We start from the raw sequence: 16,719 nt of genomic DNA, 5'->3' as shown, positions 1-16,719 counted from the left end.
ATGCTCTGGATCACGCCCGTCAGATCGCCGATTTCAGGCTTTCGTCCAGATAGATTTCACGCAGCCGTTTGGCCACCGGACCGGGGGTGCCATCGCCCAGCGTCGCGCCGTCGATCTCTACCACCGGGAACACGAAGGTCGAGGCGGAGGTGATGAACGCCTCATCCGCCTCTTGCGCTTCTGCGATGGTAAAGGGACGTTCCTCCACCTCCATCTGCGCCTCGCGGGCAAACCGCAGCACGGCGGCACGGGTGATGCCGTGCAGGATGTCATTGGACAGGTTGCGGGTGATGATCTTGCCGCCTTTGACGATATAGGCGTTGTTCGACGTGCCCTCGGTCACATGGCCATCCTCGACCAGCCAGGCATCGTCGCATCCGGCCTTCTTGGCCATCATCTTGCCCATCGACGGATACAACAGCTGCACCGTCTTGATGTCGCGGCGACCCCAGCGGATATCCTCGATCGAGATGACCTTGATCCCCTTCTTCGCCGCCGGGCTATCGGCAAGACCGGGCTTGGACTGGGTGAACAGCACCAGCGTGGGTTTGACCACCTCCGGGTCCGGGAACACGAAATCGCGGTCGCCCGCAGACCCCCGGCTGACCTGAAGATAGACCATGCCTTCGTCGATGTTGTTGATCTCCACCAGTTTGCGGTGGATCTCCAACAGATCATCGAACGCCTCGGGCTTGGCCATGTCCAACTCGGTCAGGGACCGCTCCAGACGGGCCACATGGCCGTCAAAGTCGATCAGCTTGCCGCCCAGAACAGAGGTTACCTCGTAGACGCCATCGGCCATCAGAAAGGACCGGTCAAAGATCGAAACCGTGGCTTCGGTTTCGGGCAGGTAGTCTCCGTTCACATAGACGGTGCGGGTCATCTTGGGCTTCCTTCAGAGTTGGCGAACAGCGCCCTTGGCGGCGCTGGTGGTCAGGGCGGCATAGGCCTTGAGGGCGGTCGAGACCTTGCGCTTGCGCGGCTTGGCGGGGTGCCAGCCTTTCGCCTCTTGTGCGGCGCGGCGTTCGGCCAGAACCGCGTCCGAGACGGCAAGGTTGATGGTCCGGTTCGGGATGTCGATCTCGATCAGGTCGCCATGTTCGACAAGGCCGATGGTGCCGCCTTCGGCGGCTTCCGGCGACACGTGGCCGATCGACAGGCCCGAGGTTCCGCCCGAGAAACGGCCGTCGGTGATCAGGGCACAGGCCGCGCCCAGCCCCTTCGATTTGAGGTAGGAGGTCGGATAGAGCATTTCCTGCATCCCCGGCCCGCCGCGCGGCCCTTCATAGCGGATCAGGACCACGTCGCCCGCCTTGACCTTACCGGTCAGGATGTCGTTCACCGCGTCGTCCTGGCTTTCAACCACATAGGCCGGGCCGCTGAACTTCAGGATCGAATCGTCGACCCCGGCGGTTTTCACGATACAGCCTTCCTCGGCGAGGTTGCCGAACAGCACCGCAAGGCCACCATCCTGGCTGAAGGCATGTTCTTTTGCGCGGATGACGCCCTTTTCCCGGTCCAGATCAAGGCTCGGGAACCGGCGGTCCGTGCTGAAGGCCTCTGTCGTGCGAATGCCACCGGGGGCGGCGGAAAAGAATTCATGCACGCTGTTGGTCGTGGTCTGTGCCACGTCCCATTTCTTCAGCGCATCACCCATCGTGGGGCTGTGCACCGTCGGCAGATCGCTATGCAGCAGCCCCGCGCGGTCCAGCTCGCCAAGAATGGCCATGATGCCACCGGCGCGGTGGACGTCTTCCATGTGCACATCCGATTTCGCCGGGGCGACCTTGCACAGGCAAGGCACCTTGCGGCTCAGCCGGTCGATGTCTTCCATGGTGAAATTGACCTCGCCCTCGTAGGCGGCGGCCAGCAGGTGCAGCACGGTATTGGTGGACCCGCCCATCGCGATATCCAGCGACATGGCGTTCTCAAACGCCTCAAAAGTGGCGATGCTGCGCGGCAGGACGCTGTAATCGTCGCCTTCATAGTGACGCTTGGCCAGATCCACGATCAGATGCCCGGCTTCAAGGAACAGACGCTTGCGGTCTGCGTGGGTCGCAAGGGTCGATCCGTTGCCCGGCAGCGACAGGCCCAGCGCCTCGGTCAGACAGTTCATCGAGTTGGCGGTAAACATCCCCGAACAGGACCCACAGGTCGGGCAGGCGGCCTCTTCGATGGCTTGCACCTGTTCGTCGGTATATTTGTCGTCTGCGGCGGCAACCATCGCGTCCACAAGGTCCAGCGCCTTGATCCCGTCGCCCCATTCGACCTTGCCCGCTTCCATCGGGCCGCCCGAAACAAAGACGCACGGAATGTTTAGGCGCATCGCGGCCATCAGCATCCCGGGCGTGATCTTGTCGCAGTTCGAGATGCAGACCATCGCGTCGGCGCAATGGGCATTGACCATATATTCCACGCTGTCGGCGATCACCTCGCGCGAGGGGAGCGAATACAGCATCCCGTCGTGGCCCATGGCGATCCCGTCATCAACGGCAATCGTGTTGAATTCCTTTGCGACGCCACCGGCCTTTTCGACCTCGCGGGCGACCATCTGGCCCAGATCCTTCAGGTGCACATGCCCCGGCACGAATTGGGTGAAAGAGTTCACGATGGCGATGATCGGCTTGCCGAAATCGCCTTCTTTCATCCCGGTGGCCCGCCAAAGGCCACGGGCGCCGGCCATGTTGCGGCCATGGGTTGTCGTGCGGGAACGGTATCTGGGCATCTGAAGTCCTCCTGAAGCGCGCGCCGTTACTTAGCGCAGGTCAGGGTGGAGTAAAATAGGGCTTAGCCCCAAAGCGCGGGCGGGGCGGGATGAATACCCGCCGCGTCGAAGGTCATCGGCGGATCGCGGTCTTCGGCCAGAAGAAGGGGGCCATCCAGATCGGTGACCATCGCCCCCTGCGCGACCAGAAGCGCGGGCGCCATCGCCAGCGACGACCCCACCATGCAGCCGACCATGACCTTGTATCCCTCGGCCAGCGCCGCCTCGCGCAGGGCTAGCGCCTCGGTCAGACCGCCGGTCTTGTCCAGCTTGATATTGACCACGTCATACTTGCCCTTCAGCCCCGGCAGGCTGGCCCGGTCGTGGCAGGATTCGTCGGCGCAGACCGGCAGCGGGCGTTCAATCTCGGCCAGCATGTCGTCCTGCCCGGCGGGCAATGGTTGTTCAACCAGTTCGACACCAAGCCGGACAAGATGCGGCGCAAGGTCGGAATAGACCTCTGCGGTCCAGCCTTCGTTGGCGTCCACGATGATCCGGGCTTTGGGCGCGCCTGCGCGGACCGCCTCCAGCCGGGGCATGTCGTCGGGGGTGCCCAGCTTGATCTTCAAAAGCGGACGATGGGCGTTTTCCGCCGCCTGCGCGCGCATCGCCTCGGGTGTGTCGAGCGACAGGGTATAGGCGGTGATTTCCGGCCTCGGCGCGGTCAGCCCGGCCAGTTCCCAGACAGGCTTGCCCTTCCATTTGGCGGCATGGTCCCACAGGGCGCAGTCAATGGCATTTCTGGCCGCCCCGGCGGGCAGTTCCTCCTGCAAATCGCACCAGCGGCCCGAGAAGCCTTCGATCTGGGCCGTCACGCTATCCAGACTTTCGCCATAGCGGGCGTAGGGCACGCATTCACCCCAGCCGGTCGCCCCCTCATGATCCGCGCGGACTGTCAGCACTTTCGCCTCGGTCCGCGACCCGCGTGAAATGGTGAACACACGGGCAAGGCGGAAGGTATTTGGGGTGACGGTGATCTGCATGGCGGCCTCTTTGCATTCGGGTGGCGGGCAGGTGCCCCGGTGGTCCGGGGCGACCCGATCACATCGCGGCCAGCGCGTCCACCAGCTTGCCCGAACCAAAGCGGAACGGGTCGGTCGCGGGCAGGCCAAGTCGCTGTTCGATGTCAGCCAGATAGGCCAGGGCATCTGCCTCGGTCATATGCTGGGTGTTGATCGAATAGCCCACGACCTTGCAGTCCGGGTTGGCAACATGGGCCAGTTGCAGGGCAAGATCACGCACCTGTTCAAGGCTGGGCAGTTTATAACCCGGCAGGCCGCGCATATGGGCGCGGGTCGGTTCATGGCACACGATCAGCGCGTCAGGCTGGCCACCGTGAACCAGCGCCATGGTCACGCCGGAATAGGAAACGTGGAACAGGCTGCCCTGCCCTTCGATCAGGTCCCAATGGTCATCGTCGTTGTCAGGCGTCAGATACTCGATGGAGCCTGCCATGAAATCCGCGATGACCGCGTCCAGCGGCACGCCGTCGCCGGTGATCAGGATGCCGGTCTGACCCGTGGCGCGGAAGGTGGATTTCATCCCGCGTTCGCGCATTTCCGCGTCCATCGCCAGCGCCGTGTACATCTTGCCCACGGAACAATCGGTGCCAACGGCCAGACAGCGCTTGCCGCTACGCTTGACGCCGTTGGCGATGGGATATTTGACCGACGGGATGCGCACATCGTGCAGGGTGCGGCCATGATCGGCGGCGCATGCCACAAGGTCTTCCTCATCCTTCAGAAGATTGTGCAAGCCGGACGCGATGTCATAGCCCATGCACAGCGCCTCGAGCAGGACCTGCTTCCACGCGGCCGAAATCACGCCGCCGCGGTTCGCGACACCGATTACCAGCGTCTTGGCACCTGCGGCCTGCGCCTCGGCAAGGGTCATGTCGGTCAGGCCCAGATCGGCCCCGCAGCCTTCCATCCGGAACTGGCCAACAGCATTTTCCGGGCGCCAGTCCTTGATCCCTTGCGCCACCTTGGCGGCAAGCTGGTCAGGGGCATCTCCGAGGAACAACAGGTAGGGGGTCTTGATCATGGCAGCATCTCCTTGCGCGGACACCCCTAGGTGCCACGGCCGCTTTGCAAGTTGATCTCTAATTTCGCCCAAAGTTGCTGCATGACGCCATGACATGAGCGTCATTTTTCCGATTAACGCAAAATTTTCCCCTGAAACACAGGTGTTTCAACGAATGCTTTGCGTTTGAAACAGATGAAACGCCAGCTCTTTCTGCACCTGCAAAATGCGTCTTGCGCAGTGCAGCGTAATATTCTACCAAAACACCGACATAAATACGCAACAAACTTGCAAGGCCACCGATGTCCTTTCGTATCCAGCCCTCTCCCGTCGCCCGCCCGAACCGCTGCCAATTGTTCGGCCCGGGATCGCGCCCCGCCATTTTCGAAAAGATGGCCGCCAGCGCGGCGGACGTGATCAACCTGGACCTTGAGGATTCAGTCGCCCCCGACGACAAGGGGCAGGCCCGAAAGAACATCATCGAGGCGATCGGTGATATCGACTGGGGCACCAAGCATCTGTCGGTGCGGATCAATGGGCTGGATACCCCCTATTGGTATCGGGATGTGGTGGACCTTCTGGAAAACGCCAGCGACCGGATCGACCAGATCATGATCCCCAAGGTGGGCTGCGCCGCCGATATCTATGCAGTCGATGCACTGGCCACGGCCGTTGAACGGGCAACGGGCCGGACCAAGCCGATCGCCTTCGAGGTCATCATCGAATCTGCCGCCGGTATCGCCCATGTCGAAGAAATCGCCGCTGCGTCCCCCCGTCTTCAGGCGATGAGCCTTGGCGCCGCCGATTTCGCGGCCTCTATGGGGATGCAAACCACCGGGATCGGTGGCACGCAGGACAACTACTACATGCTGCACGGCGATACCCGGCATTATTCCGACCCGTGGCACTGGGCACAGACGGCCATCGTCGCGGCCTGCCGGACCCACGGGGTGCTGCCCGTCGATGGGCCGTTCGGCGATTTCTCGGACGATGAAGGATACCGGGCGCAGGCCCGCCGGTCCGCAACTCTGGGCATGGTCGGCAAATGGGCCATCCACCCCAAACAGGTCGCCCTTGCGAACGAGGTTTTCACCCCCTCCGAAGACGCCGTGACCGAAGCACGCGAAATCCTGAAAGCCATGGAAGAGGCCAAGGCGCGCGGCGAAGGCGCGACCGTCTACAAGGGCCGTCTTGTCGATATCGCCAGCATCAAGCAGGCCGAGGTGATCGTCCGTCAGTCTGAAATGATCGCGGGCTAGGCTAGCGGCATCCCCACCTCGGTCCGCAGGTCTTCGGGCGCGGTGTTGGTGGGATCGTTCAGGTAGGCTTCCCAGCAGGGACCAGTGCCGACCGGGATCGCTTGATCCCGGATCGTCGCGGTCACCCCCTCCCAAAAGGACGGCAGGCCCTCATAGAGCCCTTCGTGCACGAAGATCGCGGCCCGGCAGGCTGGCAGTGTGACGCGCTCCATCCCATCTGGGACCGGCTGATGTGCTGGAAACTCGCAGGCGGCATAGCTGCGCAGGTCCGCCGGGGCGGTGGTGGCAAGATCATCCAGATAGACCCCCAGCCAAGCCCCCGATGCCTGCAACTGGCCGGCACCGGCGAGGGCCTCGTGCAGCCTGCCGAACGCCGGTCCAATCTGGTTGTAGGGGCCCCTGTGCAGGACCCCTGCCAATTGCCGTTCCGACATGTCCCTTTCGACCCAGGGCAGGTTCATCAGGGTCAGTAGTCCCGCAGGAAGACGACGCCGTAGTCACACAGGCGGCTACAGTCGCTCGCGTCTCCGCCCATGTTTTCAATGCTCATGCCCATGGCCGCGCCCGGCCCTTCGAACCGGATATCGTCGCATTCATAGTCATTGGGATAGCTGCCGCTGTCGTCCCCGAACTGGATCGCCGAACATTGGGTCGCGGCGCGGGCCTCGGTGTAGTCCCACATCCGCACGGTCCCCGATTGGAACGCGGCGACACAGTCGCTTGCATCGCGGCCAACATGGTCCCAGCTGAACCCGCTGGCCATACCGCTGCCAAAGAACCGGCGGTCGTCGCATTCGCCATCCCGGCTCCACTCGCCGCTATCGTCACCAAAATTGATTCCGCCAACAATCTGAGCCGCCGGGGCGGGCTGCCCCTTGCCGCCGGTCGATGGCGCTTGCCCGCCGCGCAGGCTCAGGCGCCCGGCCTCGAATGCAGCCCGGCAATCGGTCGCGTCATGGCCAATGTCAGCGTCCAGAAGCGGGGTGTTGGTCATGCCCGGCCCCTCGAACCGGGGATCGTCGCATTCTCCGTCGTTGGACCAGCGACTCGCGTCATCCCCGAAATCAATGGATTGGGCCTGCGCGCCCGTGGCGGCGAAGCCAGCCATGACCCCGCAAAAAACCAATGTGTGAATACGCATCTGAAATACTCCTTGTCGCTTCCAACCACCTTGCCCCAAGGCCGGACAACCGGCAACTGTTGAAACCCGCCCGGCTTTCCCCCGCTTGTCGAGTTGCATTGCGCCCCCGCTCGCCCTTATATCGGCTGAAACCGTTCGGAGATCCGTGATGAATTACCTCGAGTTCGAAAAACCCCTCGCCGAGATCGAAGGCAAGGCCGAGGAACTGCGGGCCATGGCCCGGTCGAACCCTGAGATGGATGTCGAGAAAGAAGCCGCCGCGCTGGACAAGAAAGCGAGCGATCTTCTCAAGGATCTCTATCGGACCCTGACGCCCTGGCGCAAATGTCAGGTGGCGCGGCACCCCGACCGTCCCCATTGCAAGGACTATATCGAGGCGCTGTTCACCGAATACACACCGCTGGCCGGCGACCGGAACTTTGCCGATGACCATGCCGTGATGGGTGGGCTCGCCCGGTTCGACGGCAAACCGGTGATGGTGATCGGACATGAAAAGGGCAACGATACCAAAAGCCGGATCGAACGGAATTTCGGCATGGCCCGGCCCGAAGGCTATCGCAAGTCGATCCGGCTGATGGAACTGGCCGACCGGTTCGGCGTGCCGATCATTACGCTGGTCGACACTCCCGGCGCCTATCCCGGAAAGGGCGCGGAAGAACGCGGCCAGTCCGAGGCCATCGCGCGGTCCACCGAAACCTGTCTGAATGTGAAGGTTCCGCTGATCAGCGTCGTGATCGGCGAAGGCGGATCGGGCGGGGCCGTGGCCTTTGCCACCGCGAACCGTCTCGCGATGCTGGAACATTCCATCTATTCCGTTATCTCGCCCGAAGGCTGCGCCTCGATCCTGTGGAAAGACGCCGAAAAGATGCGCGAGGCCGCCGAGGCGCTGCGCCTGACCGCGCAGGATCTGAACGAGCTGGACATCTGCGACAAGATCATCCCCGAACCGCTGGGGGGGGCGCATCGTGACAAGGATGCGGCGATCAAATCCGTGGGCGGCGCGATCCGTGATCTGCTGAGGGACCTGTCGAAAATGAAGGGCAAGGAACTGCGCGACGACCGGCGCAAGAAATACCTTGGGCTGGGGTCCAAGGGGCTGGCCGCCTAGCCCCTACCACATCTTCGTCTTGGCATACTCAGGATAGGCGCCGTCGTAGCCGTCGGCGTCGAAACTTGCTTCCATTTCCTTCAGAAATTGTCCTGCGGTTGGCAGGCCCGCTGTGTCGTCCCGCGTCCAAAGACCCGACCGCATGACCGCCTTGGCACATTGGAAATAGGTTTCCGCGACGGTCACGACGATGACCGATTTCGGATGCATTCCCTTCCGCTCAAAGGATGCGGTGATCTCCGGGTCATCGGTTATCACGGCGGTGCCATTGACCCGGACCACGTTTGTGGACCCTGGCACCATGAACATCAGGCTGACGCGGCCATCGGTCACGATGTTCTTCAGCGAATCCAGCCGGTTGTTTCCCTGCCAATCGGGCAGGTGGATCGTCTGGTCATCTGCGATCCGCACCACGGCGCCATCGTCGCCACGCGGGCTGCCGTCAGTTCCCTCCGGTCCGACCGTGGTCAGGACGACAAAGCGCGACGCGTCTATCCACTTGCGGTAAAGCGGTGTCAGCCGGGTCGCCACCTTGGTCAGGGATAGCTGCGAGGGCGTGCCGTAGAGGGTTTCCAGCGCATCCAAAGTGTCGATGATCTTCATACTTGATCCTAGCCTTTGCTGTCGGGGGTCGGCAGCCCCGTAAACCCTGCTTCGGCCATCAACTCGTTCGACCGGGTTTCAACAACCTGCTCCAGTTCTGCCATGAATTCATCCAGCGGTTTGCCCGCTTTGATCCGGGGCATGAATTCGATCACCGCCTTGCCCGGTTTGCGGTAGATGCCCCGCTTGGGCCAGAACACGCCGACGTTGCAGGCCACCGGCACGCAATCCTGTCCCAACTCGCGATACAGGACGCCCGACCCGACCTTGTAGGGGGCCTTGATCCCGGGGTTGATCCGCGTGCCCTGCGGGTAGATCACCAATTGCCCCGGTTCCGCCTTGCCCGACTTCACATCGGCCAGCATCTTCTTGATCGCTTCGGCCCGTTTGCCCCGATTGACGGGGATGCACCCGATCCGCTTGGCGTATTGCCCAAGGATCGGCGCATAAAGAAGCTCCTGCTTCATGATGAACTTGGACCGAGGCAGGGCCGAATAGATCAGGATGATATCGAAGAAGGACTGGTGCTTGGCCGCGACCAGCACCTCGTCCGTTGGCGGCGTGCCCCGCACCTCGGTCTTTAGCCCGATCAGCCAGCTCGCCAGCCATTTGACAAAGGCGCACCATGCATGGGCCGCCGCGCTGGCCCCACGGGAGCTGAGTAGCGCCCAAGGCAGGAAGGCGATCGCGTAGACGACCATGCCCGCGTAGATCAGGATGATGAACAACAGGGACCGAAGCCACTGGAAGGCATATCTCATGACTGTTCCCTCAGGTTGCGCAGCGCTGCGGCCCATGTTGCAAGAAAGGCGACCATCGCCGCAAGCGGCGGCACAAGCAAAAGCCAGATCCATTCGCCGCCTTGAAACCCAAGCCCGGTCAGGAAGCCGCCCGCCACTTCGGTATCCGGCAGGAACAGGATGCCGATCCCACCCAGAACCACCCCGACAAATGCGCCGTTGAATGCACGGATCGTGAACCGCCGCACAAAGGCAGAGGCGATATATTCATCCGTCGCCCCGACCAGCCGCATCACCCGGATCACCTGTGCATTGGCTGACAGCGCCGCCTGCGCGGCAAGGGTGATCATCGCCCCGGTCGAGGCCGCGATCAACGCGATGGACACCCATCCCAGAAGCCGCAGCCGGTTGGCCGCCTCGACCAGCGGTTCGCGCCAACGGGTGTGATCGTCCAGAACCGCGCCCGGCACTTCGGCCTGAAGCCGGGCACGCAGGCCCGTCGGATCATATCCTTCGCCCTCTTCGATGATTTCGATCAGGCGGGGGATGGGCAGGGTTTCAACGGGCAGGTCCGGCCCGAACCACGGCTCCAGCAGGGTGCGCTGTTCTTCGTCGGTCAGGGGGCGGGCTTCGGCCACGCCCGGCGTGGTTTCCAACAGGCGGATTGCAGCGGCTGTCTGCGCCGCCATCTGATCTTCGGGGGCTGAAATGCGCAGGGTCGAGGTGCGGGCCAGTTCCGCGGCCCAACGGTCCGCCAGCCGGTCCGTCGCGGTGGACAGGGCCAGCGCGAAAACCGCCAGAAAGGCCATCGCGGCGGCGGTGAAAAGCGTCAGCCAAGCGGTAAACCCAGTGGGCGGCACCGAGCGGTCCGCCTGTTTGTCGCCGGTCATCAACGACAGGGAATGGCGCAATTGCAGGCTCATAGGTCTACCCCCGCCACCTGCAATCGCCGGTCCTTGAGCCGCAGAATTCGCGCCGAAACCTGTGATTTCGCAGCGCGGATCAGGTTCAGGTCATGGGTGGCCACAAAGACGGTCTTTCCCATCTTGTTCAATTCGACCAACAGGCGCAGCAGGCGCTGCGACATTTCCCAGTCGATGTTTCCGGTCGGTTCGTCCGCGATGATGACATCGGGCGACATGATGACAGCACGGGCAAGCGCGGCGCGCTGCCGTTCACCTCCCGACAATTCCGGCGGACGCTGCGCCGCCTGCCCGGTCAGCCCCACCCAGGCCAGAAGGTCGGACAGGTTCTGGCCTGCCTCGCTCGCGCGTCCCGACACCGCAAGCGGCAGGGCCACGTTTTCCGCAACCGACAAGTGGTCCAGAAACTGACAGTCCTGATGGACTACCCCGATCCGCCGCCGCACCATCGCCACCTGATCGCGGCTAAGGGTCCGGCTGTCCTGCCCGAAAATCCGCGCCTGACCGGCGGTCGCGGTCAATTCGCCATAGCAAAGTTTCAGAAGGGTCGTCTTCCCGGCACCCGACGGGCCGGTCAGAAAATGGAAGGACCCGGGCGCCATCGTCAGCGACAGATCGGAAAAAAGCTCGCCCCCGCCATAGGAATAGGCCACCTTGTCGAGCTCGATCACCATAAGTCCCCCATTAACCGCACCTGTGTTCTGCCGAAAACAGACCGGGTTTTCAATCGGCCCTTTTGCCCCCTTGGGATTGTATTTCCTTTCCGATTGCCTTTCTCATTGTTAGAAAAGAGGAAACAGTGGCCCTGAAACGGGCCTGACGGGGCAGGAAGGACAAGAGCATGCGTCTCATTTGCCCGAATTGCGGGGCACAGTACGAGGTTCCGGATGATGTCATCCCGGCCGCCGGTCGCGATGTGCAATGTTCAAACTGCAGCCATACATGGTTCGAACGCCCCGGCGTCTCCGAGGCGGAAGAAGACGGCTTTGCCCCGCCGCCGCCGCCCCAAGCGACGGAGCCGGCAGAGCCGCAAGACACCCCAGCGCAGGCCGAAGACGAGGACGTGGACGTCCAAGTGCCGGAACCTGACCTGACCGAGGACGCCCCGGAACCTGATCCTGAACCCGAGCCTGAGCCGGAACCAGAGCCCGAACCGACCCCGGCGCCGGAAGCGCAACGGCGGGAACTGGACCCCGCGATCGCAGATATCCTTCGTCAAGAAGCCGCACGGGAACGGGCCCAACGCGAAGGCGCAGGTGGCGAAGGATTGCAGAGCCAGCCCGATCTGGGCCTCGATGCGCCGCTTGACCCCGAAGATCAACGCGCGGAAGAGGCACGCCGCCGCATGGCGCGCCTGAAAGGCGAACGGGCCCCCACACCTGCCGTCGCCGGCCCCGGCGCGCGGTCCGATCTTCTGCCCGATATCGAGGAAATCAATTCGACCCTTCGGTCATCGGCGGAACGTGGCGAAGCCGACCCGGTCGAGGAAGCGGCGACCAGCCAGAGCCGGCGCAAGGGGTTCCGGCGTGGCTTCCTGACGGTGATCCTGATCGCCGTGATCGCCGCCGCGGTCTATGTCTATGCCCCGCAAATTAGCGCAGCGGTGCCGCAGCTGGACCCCATCCTGACCAGCTATGTGAACTGGGTGGACAGTCTTCGGCTTTGGATTGATCTGAAGATGCAGGATTTCATCGCCAACGACGCGGCCTAAGGCCTAGAACCGCTCCAGCAGACGCTTGAGGTAATCCAGCTCCAGCTGGGGCCGATCCTGTTCGGACGACCGGCGGCGCAGTTCCTGCAACAGCTCTTCCGCCCGCCGCTGAAGCTCCTGGCCCTGCAGCATGTCCTCCTCGGTTCCGAACTGGCCGTTGTTGCCCAACTGCCGGCCCAGCGGGTCGCGACGGGACGGTTCCAGCCTACCCTGAGCATTGCCGTCCTGTTGCCCCTGCCCCGGTTCTTCCTCGCGACGGTTCTGGGCCAGCGCGTCGCCAAGGTTGCGCAGCCCGTCGCGCAGGGCGTCCATCGCCTCGGCCTGCTGGTCGATCGCCTCGGCCAGATCGCCTTCGCGCAGGGCATCCTCTGCCCCGTCCATCGCGTCTTCGGCGCGTTCAAGGGCGCGGCGGGCGGCCTCGGCCGAATCCCCGTCCAGACTGGGCAGGTTGCCAAGCTGGCGTTCCAACTCCTGCCGCAGGGCCTCTTGCCGGTCGGCAAGCGACTGCTGGTCGCCCTCGCCGCCCTGACCCTGATCGTTTTGCTGGCCCTGCTGGCTGTCCTGACCAAAGCCCTGACCTTCGCCGCTTTCGCCATCGCGGGGCTGCTGACCGGGGCGCTGGCCCTGCTGGCCCGGGTCCTGCCCTGGATCCTGCGGCTGGTCCTGCCGGCCCTCTCCCCGGTTGAACCCCTCTTGCAGGTCGCTGAACGCATCGTCGGACAGGTCCTGCTGATCGCGCAGCGTGTCCGACAAATCCTGCATCGACTGTTCGCCGGGCATCCGGTCGCCGCCACCGTCGCCCTGCGTGACCTGAAGGTTCTCCATCAACTCATTCAGCTGCTCCATCAACTCCTGGGCCTCGGCCATGCGGCCTTCTTCCATCAGCTCCTGAATGCGGTCCATCAGGGCCTGCAGCTCGTCCATGGTGAATTCAAGGGCGTCTTGCTCCGCCCGGTCCGGCTGATCGGTGCCATTGTCATCTTGCGGCTGCGCCTGCTCGGCCAGCATCCGCATGTAGTCGTTGGTGGCGTCGCGCAGCTCCTGCATCAGCTCTTCGATTTCCTCGGGCGTCGCGCCATTGCGCATCGCCTCGGCCAATCTTTCCTGTGCCCGGCGCAGACGCTCGCGGGCATCGGCAAGGGTGCCCTCTTCAAGCTGCACCGCAAGATCCCAAAGCGCCTGCGCGATCTCGTCCTGCTGTTCAACCGTTAGGCCCTCGTCAACCATCGGGGCAAGGCGGCGCAGGGTGAAGGACAGGCGCAGGTAGGATGTATCGTCGTCGAACAGCTCTTCCGGTCGATGCGCCACCGCCCGCAGGATTTGCAGAATGCGGCGCCCATTGTCGCGCGACCACAGCAGATCCCGGCGCTGTTCGATGACCGCGCGGGCAACCGGCTGAAAGAACCTGCGGCCCGGCAGGATGATCGGTTCCGGATCACTGCGGCCCACCTGCCCCCGCGAGTCCTGCACCTCAAGCGTCAGGGTGACGGGCAGGTTGGCAAAGGGGTGTTCGGACAGGTTTTCCGTCAGCATCTCCTCGAAATCCCGGCGGTCCCCGGTAAAGGGCATCGGCAGGTCCAGAACCAAGGCCTCGCGCACCTCAGGCGGGATCGCCAGCCCGTGCCGCCGATCCACCCGATCCAGATCCAGCGCGATGGTCGCGCTGCCAGAGACCACGCCATAGTCGTCCAACGCAAGGAACGGCTGGGACATTTCACCATCGGCCTCAGCCGCGACCGGTCCGGTCAATTCAACGGTGGGCGGCGTGTCCGGGATAACCGAAACCTGCCATTCGGCCCCGCCTTCGCCATTGATCGACAGGGTGCCGTCCTGCATCACAATGAAGACTTGCGACGGATCGCTTGCCGGTGGCAGGTCGTCGCCGCTGCGGGCCGAAACCGTCTCGGCAAGGGTCAGGGCGCCGATCTCGCCATAGAACCGCAGGGTAATTTCACTCCCCTCTGGCACGCGCAGAGGACCCTGTGGAATATCCGCCAGATACAGCGTGGGTTTGCCGGTATAGGCCGGGGGGGCGATCCAGCCTTCCCATGTCGGGCCGGTCACCAGCGATTGACCCGCCCCCGGTCCCATCTGGGTCACCGATTGTACCCGCCAGACCGATCCGAACATCAGGGCCACGACGAAGAACAACAGCGCGATATACCGCAGACCAAACGGATCGACCTTTGACAGGCGCAGGTCCGGGTCCGCCATCCGGGCGGCGCGGGTTCGGTCCTGCATCCGGGCGACATGGGCGCGCCAGACAGCCTCGGAGGCGGCATCGCCCGCACCGATCACCTGCCTGTCCGTCAGAGTTGCAATCGGGCGGCCCGGCAGGGTGGCGTCGACACGTGCCACCGCCTCGGCCCGGGCGGGCCAACGAAAAACGCGCACACCACGGACAAGGGAGACCACCGCCGCCAGCAGACACAGAACACCGAAGGCCCAGACCAGTTCAACCGGTAGTGCATCCTGCCAGCCCAAAAGCAAAGGCGCGACGGCCACGAACAGAACCGTCCACAGCGGCCAGAACGCGCGCACCACCTGTTCTGCCACCAACCCGGCATGGGTCGCGGCAACAGGCAGGCGCAGATGGCGCAGGTCTCGGCTCGGGTCGGTCAGCAGGCCTCTCCGGTTTGCGGTTCAGGCCGACCCTAACCGGGTCACAGCCATTCGGGAATGGTATCGCGGCCGATCATTTCGTCAAAGGTGGGGCGTGCGCGGATAACCGCGAATTGATCGCCCTGTACCAGAACCTCGGGAACCAGAAGACGGGAATTGTATTCGCTCGACATGACCGCACCATAGGCCCCGGCGGACCGGAAGGCGATCAGGTCATCCTCGGCCAGTTCGGTCAGGGTGCGGCCCTTGGCGAATGTGTCGCCGCTTTCGCAGATCGGACCAACGATATCATAGGTCGCCGGTTCTGCCCCCGGCACGGGTTCGACCACCGGGACAATATCATGGTGGGCGTCATACATGGCCGGGCGGATCAGGTCGTTCATGGCCCCGTCAATGATCAGGAACTGGCGGTCCTCGCCCTGCTTCACATAGATCACCTTGGACACCAGAAGGCCCGCGTTTCCCGCGATCAACCGGCCCGGCTCGATCTCGATCTCGCAGCCCAGATGGCCCACGGTTTCCTTGATCAGGGCGCCATATTCCACCGGCAGGGGCGGGGCGGTATTCGACCGCTCGTAGGGAATGCCGAGACCGCCGCCCAGGTCAAGCCGGTCAATCTGGTGGCCATCGGCCCGCAACGCCTCGGTCAGTTCCGCCACCTTCTGATAGGCTAGGCGATAGGGCTCCAACTGGGTCAGCTGGCTGCCGATATGCACGTCGATCCCGATCACCTTCAGCCCCGGCAAGGACGCCGCATGGGCATAAACTTCGCGTGCGCGGGAAATGGGAATGCCGAATTTGTTCTCGGACTTGCCGGTGGCGATCTTGGCGTGGGTCTTGGCGTCCACATCCGGGTTCACCCGAACGGTGATCGGGGCCACGGTGCCCAGCGACAGGGCGACCTCGTTCAGCGCCTCCATCTCGGGTTCCGATTCGACGTTGAACTGGCGAATGCCACCTTCCAACGCGACGCGCATCTCGTCGCGGGTCTTGCCCACGCCGGAAAACACGATCCGGTCACCCGGCACGCCCGCCGCCTTGGCCCGCAGGTATTCACCGACGGACACCACGTCCATTCCGGCCCCGGCCTTGGCAAGAAGGGTCAGAACCGCTTGATTCGACAGGGCTTTCATCGCGTAGCAGACCATGTGGGGCATGCCGGTCAGCGCGTCATCGAACAGGCGGAAATGGCGCAAGAGCGTGGCCGAGGAATAGACATAGAACGGCGTGCCAACGGCGGCGGCGATCTCTGCCACCGGCACATCCTCGGCATGCAACTGCCCGTCACGATACAGGAAATGATCCATCGCCAACTCCGAAACGCTGTTTCGCGCGTCATAGCAGGTCAGGACCAAAGCCCAACCCCTCATTTTGCCCCAAATACTCCCGCCGGAGGCATCCTGCCCCATCAGCCCATACGGTCAGCGGATCACCGGGCGACAGCGGGCCGATTTCGGCAATAAGGAATGCGGCGGCAGCCGCGCCGCCTAATTGCGAAACGTGCGCAGGAACAGGAACAGCGGCAGTCCGCAACTGACCCCGATGCCGAAGGTCGCGGGGATTGCCAGAAGTTCGACCCAGCGGCGGGCGCGGATCGCCTCGACCAGCACCCAGATCGTCAGGGTCACCGCCGCGATGGTCAGGTCCCACACAAGGCCAGAGGAGGCCGCGTTCGCGTGCCAGGCATCGACCATGCCCATCAGGTCCACGCCGTTGTCGCGAAACCACGCGACGAACCAGCTCATCGGGTGGATGGTCCCCCAGACGGCCAGCGCCAGCCAAAGCCACCTCATTTGGACGTCTCTGCCACGGGCCGGATCGGCGGG

The 16,719-nt window shown here is 63.6% G+C and carries 16 protein-coding genes; 3 read left to right on the top strand and 13 right to left on the bottom strand.

Annotated features, from left to right (window positions below):
* Positions 1-19: 19 nt before the first annotated feature.
* The 4 genes from EU803_RS17250 to dgcN all read right to left on the bottom strand — a co-directional run bounded on the left by EU803_RS17250 (position 20) and on the right by dgcN (position 4,807).
* Positions 20-883, bottom strand: a complete 864-nt coding sequence (locus EU803_RS17250) for a D-amino-acid transaminase (RefSeq protein WP_129685150.1) — start codon at positions 881-883, stop codon at positions 20-22.
* Positions 884-895: 12 nt separating this feature from the next.
* Positions 896-2,725 carry a dihydroxy-acid dehydratase gene (gene ilvD, locus EU803_RS17245; protein WP_129685148.1) on the bottom strand — a complete coding sequence of 610 codons (1,830 nt, stop codon included), beginning with the start codon at positions 2,723-2,725 and terminating at the stop codon, positions 896-898.
* A gap of 62 nt (positions 2,726-2,787) precedes the next feature.
* Positions 2,788-3,747 (bottom strand): N-acetyl-D-Glu racemase DgcA, encoded by a 960-nt coding sequence (dgcA, locus tag EU803_RS17240; RefSeq protein WP_129685146.1) that lies wholly within the window; start codon positions 3,745-3,747, stop codon positions 2,788-2,790.
* Between the two features lie 58 nt (positions 3,748-3,805).
* Positions 3,806-4,807: an N-acetyltransferase DgcN gene (gene dgcN, locus EU803_RS17235; RefSeq protein ID WP_129685144.1), complete on the bottom strand. Its 1,002-nt coding sequence runs from the start codon at positions 4,805-4,807 to the stop codon at positions 3,806-3,808.
* 281 nt (positions 4,808-5,088) lie between these two features.
* Between dgcN and EU803_RS17230 the strand changes: the two genes are divergently transcribed.
* The gene (locus EU803_RS17230) at positions 5,089-6,045 is read left to right on the top strand and encodes an L-malyl-CoA/beta-methylmalyl-CoA lyase (protein ID WP_129685142.1); all 957 of its coding nucleotides are present in this window, start codon (positions 5,089-5,091) and stop codon (positions 6,043-6,045) included.
* Here the strand turns inward: EU803_RS17230 and EU803_RS17225 are convergent.
* Together EU803_RS17225 and EU803_RS17220 are read right to left on the bottom strand one after the other, a co-directional pair.
* Positions 6,042-6,506 carry a GyrI-like domain-containing protein gene (locus EU803_RS17225; protein WP_129685140.1) on the bottom strand — a complete coding sequence of 155 codons (465 nt, stop codon included), beginning with the start codon at positions 6,504-6,506 and terminating at the stop codon, positions 6,042-6,044. The two genes, EU803_RS17230 and EU803_RS17225, sit on opposite strands and share 4 nt — an antisense overlap.
* 5 nt (positions 6,507-6,511) lie before the next feature.
* Positions 6,512-7,186 carry a hypothetical protein gene (locus tag EU803_RS17220; RefSeq protein ID WP_242494407.1) on the bottom strand — a complete coding sequence of 225 codons (675 nt, stop codon included), beginning with the start codon at positions 7,184-7,186 and terminating at the stop codon, positions 6,512-6,514.
* Between the two features lie 145 nt (positions 7,187-7,331).
* On the opposite strand from EU803_RS17220, the gene EU803_RS17215 reads away from it, so the two are divergent.
* Positions 7,332-8,294, top strand: coding sequence for an acetyl-CoA carboxylase carboxyltransferase subunit alpha (locus EU803_RS17215; protein ID WP_129685138.1), 963 nt, complete (start codon positions 7,332-7,334; stop codon positions 8,292-8,294).
* Between the two features lie 3 nt (positions 8,295-8,297).
* Here EU803_RS17215 and EU803_RS17210 read toward each other — a convergent pair whose 3' ends face one another.
* The 4 genes from EU803_RS17210 to EU803_RS17195 are packed head-to-tail and all read right to left on the bottom strand — an operon-like array spanning position 8,298 to position 11,231.
* Complete coding sequence (locus EU803_RS17210) at positions 8,298-8,897, bottom strand: pyridoxamine 5'-phosphate oxidase family protein (protein ID WP_129685136.1); 600 nt, start codon at positions 8,895-8,897, stop codon at positions 8,298-8,300.
* An 8-nt stretch (positions 8,898-8,905) separates the two neighbouring features.
* On the bottom strand, positions 8,906-9,658 hold the full coding sequence (locus tag EU803_RS17205; protein ID WP_129685134.1) for a lysophospholipid acyltransferase family protein: 753 nt from the start codon (positions 9,656-9,658) through the stop codon (positions 8,906-8,908).
* Positions 9,655-10,560 carry an FtsX-like permease family protein gene (locus EU803_RS17200; RefSeq protein ID WP_129685132.1) on the bottom strand — a complete coding sequence of 302 codons (906 nt, stop codon included), beginning with the start codon at positions 10,558-10,560 and terminating at the stop codon, positions 9,655-9,657. Before EU803_RS17200 ends, EU803_RS17205 begins: the two co-directional genes overlap by 4 nt.
* Positions 10,557-11,231, bottom strand: a complete 675-nt coding sequence (locus EU803_RS17195; protein ID WP_129685297.1) for an ATP-binding cassette domain-containing protein — start codon at positions 11,229-11,231, stop codon at positions 10,557-10,559. The genes EU803_RS17200 and EU803_RS17195 overlap by 4 nt, the downstream gene beginning before the upstream one ends.
* 170 nt (positions 11,232-11,401) lie before the next feature.
* Between EU803_RS17195 and EU803_RS17190 the strand changes: the two genes are divergently transcribed.
* Positions 11,402-12,271, top strand: a complete 870-nt coding sequence (locus tag EU803_RS17190; RefSeq protein ID WP_129685130.1) for a zinc-ribbon domain-containing protein — start codon at positions 11,402-11,404, stop codon at positions 12,269-12,271.
* Between the two features lie 3 nt (positions 12,272-12,274).
* Here EU803_RS17190 and EU803_RS17185 read toward each other — a convergent pair whose 3' ends face one another.
* The 3 genes from EU803_RS17185 to EU803_RS17175 form a co-directional block, all read right to left on the bottom strand.
* Positions 12,275-14,872 carry a TIGR02302 family protein gene (locus EU803_RS17185; RefSeq protein WP_129685128.1) on the bottom strand — a complete coding sequence of 866 codons (2,598 nt, stop codon included), beginning with the start codon at positions 14,870-14,872 and terminating at the stop codon, positions 12,275-12,277.
* A gap of 62 nt (positions 14,873-14,934) precedes the next feature.
* Positions 14,935-16,200, bottom strand: coding sequence for a diaminopimelate decarboxylase (gene lysA, locus EU803_RS17180; RefSeq protein ID WP_129685295.1), 1,266 nt, complete (start codon positions 16,198-16,200; stop codon positions 14,935-14,937).
* 180 nt (positions 16,201-16,380) lie between these two features.
* The gene (locus tag EU803_RS17175) at positions 16,381-16,686 is read right to left on the bottom strand and encodes a DUF2834 domain-containing protein (protein ID WP_129685126.1); all 306 of its coding nucleotides are present in this window, start codon (positions 16,684-16,686) and stop codon (positions 16,381-16,383) included.
* Between the last annotated feature and the right edge of the window lie 33 nt (positions 16,687-16,719).

Source organism: Loktanella sp. IMCC34160, assembly GCF_004145845.1.
In the GTDB taxonomy this organism is placed as follows: Bacteria; Pseudomonadota; Alphaproteobacteria; order Rhodobacterales; family Rhodobacteraceae; genus SELP01.
Note: the sequence above shows the minus strand (reverse complement) of the source record. Positions and strands in the feature narration are given on the sequence as shown.

Coding starts and splice junctions, on each gene's coding strand:
- EU803_RS17250 (WP_129685150.1), bottom strand. CDS start 883: ATGACCCGCACCGTCTATGTGAACGGAGACTACCTGCCCGAAACCGAA.
- ilvD (WP_129685148.1), bottom strand. CDS start 2,725: ATGCCCAGATACCGTTCCCGCACGACAACCCATGGCCGCAACATGGCC.
- dgcA (WP_129685146.1), bottom strand. CDS start 3,747: ATGCAGATCACCGTCACCCCAAATACCTTCCGCCTTGCCCGTGTGTTC.
- dgcN (WP_129685144.1), bottom strand. CDS start 4,807: ATGATCAAGACCCCCTACCTGTTGTTCCTCGGAGATGCCCCTGACCAG.
- EU803_RS17230 (WP_129685142.1), top strand. CDS start 5,089: ATGTCCTTTCGTATCCAGCCCTCTCCCGTCGCCCGCCCGAACCGCTGC.
- EU803_RS17225 (WP_129685140.1), bottom strand. CDS start 6,506: ATGAACCTGCCCTGGGTCGAAAGGGACATGTCGGAACGGCAATTGGCA.
- EU803_RS17220 (WP_242494407.1), bottom strand. CDS start 7,186: ATGCGTATTCACACATTGGTTTTTTGCGGGGTCATGGCTGGCTTCGCC.
- EU803_RS17210 (WP_129685136.1), bottom strand. CDS start 8,897: ATGAAGATCATCGACACTTTGGATGCGCTGGAAACCCTCTACGGCACG.
- EU803_RS17205 (WP_129685134.1), bottom strand. CDS start 9,658: ATGAGATATGCCTTCCAGTGGCTTCGGTCCCTGTTGTTCATCATCCTG.
- EU803_RS17200 (WP_129685132.1), bottom strand. CDS start 10,560: ATGAGCCTGCAATTGCGCCATTCCCTGTCGTTGATGACCGGCGACAAA.
- EU803_RS17190 (WP_129685130.1), top strand. CDS start 11,402: ATGCGTCTCATTTGCCCGAATTGCGGGGCACAGTACGAGGTTCCGGAT.
- lysA (WP_129685295.1), bottom strand. CDS start 16,200: ATGGATCATTTCCTGTATCGTGACGGGCAGTTGCATGCCGAGGATGTG.
- EU803_RS17175 (WP_129685126.1), bottom strand. CDS start 16,686: ATGAGGTGGCTTTGGCTGGCGCTGGCCGTCTGGGGGACCATCCACCCG.